This window comes from Bradyrhizobium sp. P2_E8, assembly GCF_056403875.1.
In genome coordinates this window covers 1-4,545 of record NZ_JBFUES010000632.1, presented here as the reverse complement: position 1 = coordinate 4,545, position 4,545 = coordinate 1, and the positions used below count along the sequence as shown (strand labels likewise).

Sequence of the window (4,545 nt, the reverse complement as noted above, 5' to 3'; positions counted from 1 at the left end):
GATCACGCGGTATGGGTCCCGGCCTTCGCCGGGACGACGCAGGAGAAATATCTCAGCGCTTCTTGCGCAGGCGCACGACCATGTCGATGCGCGAAATCTCGTAACCCTCGGGCACCTCCGGCATCTTGGACAAGGCCAGATGCGGATCCTCGATGTCGACCAGCTCATGGCTGTTCTCGAGGTAATAGTGGTGGTGGGTGGTGACGTTGGTATCGAAATAGGTCTTGGTGCCGTCGACACTGACCTGACGGAGCAGGCCGGCGTCGGTGAGCTGGTTCAGCGTGTTGTAGACGGTCGCCAGCGACACCGGAACCTTGGCCAGCGTGGCTTCCTCGTACAGCATTTCCGCCGTAAGGTGGCGCGCACCCTTGCCGAACAGGAGCCAGCCCAGCGCCATGCGCTGGCGCGTCGGACGGAGCCCGGCGGACTGGAGCATTTCGTTAACGTCGTGCCACGGGCAGCCGGTCAAAGCCGGCTGGCGGCCGGACAGGAGGGCTGCGGCATGGACGTCATCGTCGTGGCGGGGCGCGGTATTCTCGCTCATTTCCAGATTTCGGGCACGCGTGAACAGTATCTATCTGCAATATAAGAACAGATAGATGCAGATGCAAGTTTCTCGCAACTAGAGAGGTTCTAATCAGACTGGAACCGAGCGAGCCGCCCGTCATTTTACCTTCATGACAGCGCTTTGCCACCGAAATGGCCTGTGTTAGAGAGCGCGCGGTTCCGCTTAGCCGATTTTGGTGCATCCGGGCATCGAGGCCCGGTCCGCAGTCCATCCGCGGCTTGTGGGAGTTGCGCCTGACGATGGCTCCTGGCGTTGCTCCCCGACCGGGACGGGGCCCACTTTTCGCCAAAAAACGTCGCTCAATCGGACTTTGAACAGAGGCTCATGCATGCTGAACAGGCGCAACGGTTACGAATACGAAGATCTGCTGGCGTGTGCCCGCGGCGAGATGTTCGGCCCGGGCAATGCCCAGCTGCCGCTGCCGCCGATGCTCATGTTCGACCGCATCACGGACATCAACGACAATGGCGGCGAGTTCGGCAAGGGGCTGGTGCGTGCCGAGCTCGACGTGAAGCCCGACCTCTGGTTCTTCGGCTGCCATTTCAAGAACGATCCGGTGATGCCCGGCTGCCTCGGCCTCGATGCGCTGTGGCAAATGGTCGGCTTCTACCTGGGCTGGAGCGGCGGCGAAGGTCGCGGTCGTGCGCTTGGCCTGAACGAGCTGAAGTTCAGCGGCCAGGTGCTGCCCGAGGCCCGCAAGGTTGTGTACAACGTCGATATCAAGCGCGTGATGCGGTCAAAGCTCGTGCTCGGTATTGCCGACGGGTGGATTTCGGTCGACGACCAGATTATCTATCGCGCGAAGGACCTGAAGGTCGGCCTGTTCAAGCAGGGCACGAGCCTGGGCTGAACGCATCACAAAGAAAGACAACGATTTAGGCGAGGCTGTCATGAGGCGGGTTGTGGTCACCGGGATGGGCATCGTCTCGTCCATCGGAAACAACACCCAGGAAGTGCTTGCGAGCCTTCACGAGGCGAAGTCGGGCATTTCGCGGGCTGAGAAATATGCCGAGCTCGGCTTCCGTTCGCAGGTGCAGGGTGAGCCTACGCTCGATCCTTCGACAGTGGTCGATCGCCGCGCCATGCGTTTCCTCGGCCAGGGCGCAGCGTGGAATCACGTCGCGATGGAGCAGGCGATCCAGGATTCCGGTCTAGGGCCCGACGAAGTCTCCAACATCCGCACCGGCATCATCATGGGCTCCGGCGGCCCGTCCGCCCGGACCATCGTCGAATCCGCCGACATCACCCGCACCAAGGGGCCGAAGCGCGTCGGACCGTTTGCCGTGCCGAAGGCGATGTCCTCCACGGCCTCGGCGACGCTCGCGACCTGGTTCAAGATCAAGGGCGTCAACTATTCGATCTCCTCGGCCTGCGCGACGTCGAACCACTGCGTCGGCAATGCCTATGAGACGATCCAGATCGGCAAGCAGGACGTCATCTTCGCCGGCGGCTGCGAGGAGCTCGACTGGTCGCTGTCGGTGCTGTTCGACGCCATGGGCGCGATGTCCTCGAAGTACAACGACACGCCCGCCACGGCGTCGCGTCCCTACGACGTCAACCGCGACGGCTTCGTCATCGCCGGCGGCGCCGGCGTGCTGGTGCTGGAAGAGCTCGAGCATGCCAAGGCGCGCGGCGCGCGCATCTATGGCGAGATCGTCGGTTATGGCGCGACGTCCGATGGCTACGACATGGTCGCGCCTTCCGGCGAGGGTGCCGAGCGCTGCATGCGCATGGCGATGTCGACGGTGAAGACCAAGGTCGACTACATCAATCCGCATGCGACCTCGACGCCGGCCGGCGATCCGCCGGAGATTGACGCGCTCCGTCGGGTGTTCGGAAGTGGCGAGAAGTGCCCGCCGATCTCGGCGACCAAGGCGCTGACCGGCCATTCGCTGGGCGCCACCGGCGTGCAGGAGGCGATCTATTCGCTGCTGATGATGAACAACGGCTTCATCTGCGAGAGCGCGCACATCCAGGAGCTCGATCCCGTGTTCGCGGACATGCCGATCGTGCGCAAGCGCATCGACAACGTCAAGATCGGCACCGTGCTGTCGAACTCCTTCGGCTTCGGTGGCACCAACGCCACGCTGGTGTTCAGCCGGCTGGATGTGTGACGTTACTATCGGCGACTGGTGATTGTTTCGTCATGGCCGGGCTTGTCCCGGCCATCCACGTCTTGGCCTGAGGCTCGGAAGAACGTGGATGCCCGGGACGAGCCCGGGCATGACGAAGAGCGGAGAATGGTGGGCAATGGAAGGTTTGATGAAGGGCAAGCGCGGTCTGATCATGGGCATCGCCAATGATCATTCGATCGCGTGGGGCATGGCGAAGACGCTGCATGCCCACGGCGCCGAGCTTGCCTTCACCTTCCAGGGCGATGCCTTGGGCAAGCGCGTCAAGCCGCTGGCGGAGCAGCTTGGTGTGGATCTGGTGCTGCCGTGCGACGTCGAGGACATCGCCAGCGTCGATGCCACCTTCGCCGCGCTCCGCGAAAAGTGGGGCCGGCTCGATTTCGTGATCCATGCGATCGGCTTCGCCGACAAGAACGAGCTGAAGGGCCGCTACGCCGACACCAGCCGCGAGAATTTTTCGCGCACCATGGTGATCTCCTGCTTCTCGTTCACGGAGGTCGCAAAACGCGCCGCCGAGCTGATGACGGAGGGCGGCAGCATGATCACGCTGACCTTCGGCGCCTCGGAGCGCGCGATGCCGAACTACAATGTGATGGGCGTGGCCAAGGCGGCGCTGGAAGCTTCCGTGCGCTACCTCGCCTCCGATTTCGGACCGCGCGGCATCCGCGTCAACGCGATCTCCGCCGGTCCCATCCGCACGCTCGCCGGCTCCGGCATCGGTGAGGCGCGCGCGATGTTTGCCTTCATGCAAAAACATTCGCCGCTCCGCCGCGGCGTCACGCTCGACGAGCTCGGCGGCTCGGCGCTGTACCTGCTGTCGGAACTCTCCGGCGGCGTGACCGGCGAGATCCACTACGTCGATTCCGGCTACAACATCGTCTTGATGCCGAGGCCGGACGATCTGAAGCCGTCGGAATAGGATCCTTCCGTAGGGTGGGCAAAGCGAAGCGTGCCCACCTCTTCCGTCGCTCTCGTCGAGAGAGGTGGGCATGGCGCAAGAGCGCCTTTGCCCACCCTACGATCTCCGGTCTAACCCGCCGCGATCTTCTCCGCGCGCTGAAATGCAGGCCGCGCCATGCAGCGCGCCAGATAGGCATCGAAGGCCGGGCGCGACGGCACCATCTTGAACAGGCGCACCGCGTAGTTCAGGCCGGAGCCGATCGTGACGTCGGCGGCGGAAAACTCCTCGCCGAGAATCCACGGCCCCTCGGCGAGCGCAGCTTCCAGCACGTCGAACACCTGCGTCGCGCTGCCCCACGCCGCCGTCGAGGTCGCGATCTCGATCTTGGTGAAGATCTGGATGATGGCGGGCTCGATGCAGCCCGGGGAGAAGAACAGCCATTGCAGATAGCGCGCACGGCGCGGATCGGTCACGGCGGGCGCAAGCTTCGTCTCGGGATAGCGGTCGGCGATATAGGCGCAGATCGCCGCGGCCTCGCCGAGCGCAGCGTCTCCGTCGCTGAGCGCTGGCACCTTGCCCATCGGATTGACCTTCAAATAGTCCGGCGCCTTCTGCGCACCGGTCGAGATGTCGGTCAGCACGCGCTCATAGGGCAGGCCGCTCTCTTCCATCAGCCAGAGCGTCGTGAACGAGCGAGAACGGGGCGACCAGTAGAGCTTGATCATGGCGGAATTCCTTTATTGCCGGAGCAGTTGGGGTAGCGTCTTGTCGAGGCTTGTCGTCAGCAGCGTGCGGACACCATCGCGCAGCGCCTGGTTGCCCGCCACCTCATTGGCAGAAGCCGGAAAAGCCGTCTCATCCAATTCCTTGTTGGGGCCGCTGATCGGGTTGATCCCGATCAAGCGTGACATCATGGGTTCGTCATTCGTTGACCATTCGTTGAC

The 4,545-nt window shown here is 63.4% G+C and carries 5 protein-coding genes and 1 pseudogene; 3 read left to right on the top strand and 3 right to left on the bottom strand.

Annotated features, from left to right (window positions below; translation table 11 throughout):
* Nucleotides 1-52 precede the first annotated feature (52 nt).
* The gene (irrA, locus tag AC1D00_RS28350) at nucleotides 53-544 is read right to left on the bottom strand and encodes an iron response transcriptional regulator IrrA (RefSeq protein ID WP_135175163.1); all 492 of its coding nucleotides are present in this window, start codon (nucleotides 542-544) and stop codon (nucleotides 53-55) included.
* 352 nt (nucleotides 545-896) lie between these two features.
* On the opposite strand from irrA, the gene fabA reads away from it, so the two are divergent.
* The 3 genes from fabA (at nucleotide 897) to fabI (ending at nucleotide 3,619) form a co-directional block, all read left to right on the top strand.
* Nucleotides 897-1,418 carry a bifunctional 3-hydroxydecanoyl-ACP dehydratase/trans-2-decenoyl-ACP isomerase gene (gene fabA, locus AC1D00_RS28345; protein ID WP_135175162.1) on the top strand — a complete coding sequence of 174 codons (522 nt, stop codon included), beginning with the start codon at nucleotides 897-899 and terminating at the stop codon, nucleotides 1,416-1,418.
* A gap of 40 nt (nucleotides 1,419-1,458) precedes the next feature.
* Nucleotides 1,459-2,682, top strand: a complete 1,224-nt coding sequence (gene fabB, locus AC1D00_RS28340; RefSeq protein ID WP_027546831.1) for a beta-ketoacyl-ACP synthase I — start codon at nucleotides 1,459-1,461, stop codon at nucleotides 2,680-2,682.
* 136 nt (nucleotides 2,683-2,818) lie between these two features.
* On the top strand, nucleotides 2,819-3,619 hold the full coding sequence (gene fabI / locus AC1D00_RS28335; protein ID WP_477012931.1) for an enoyl-ACP reductase FabI: 801 nt from the start codon (nucleotides 2,819-2,821) through the stop codon (nucleotides 3,617-3,619).
* Nucleotides 3,620-3,729: 110 nt separating this feature from the next.
* On the opposite strand, the gene AC1D00_RS28330 is transcribed toward fabI, so the two are convergent.
* Nucleotides 3,730-4,326 (bottom strand): glutathione S-transferase family protein, encoded by a 597-nt coding sequence (locus AC1D00_RS28330; protein ID WP_135175161.1) that lies wholly within the window; start codon nucleotides 4,324-4,326, stop codon nucleotides 3,730-3,732.
* A 12-nt stretch (nucleotides 4,327-4,338) separates the two neighbouring features.
* A pseudogene (locus AC1D00_RS28325) lies at nucleotides 4,339-4,545 on the bottom strand (hypothetical protein); the annotation flags it as partial.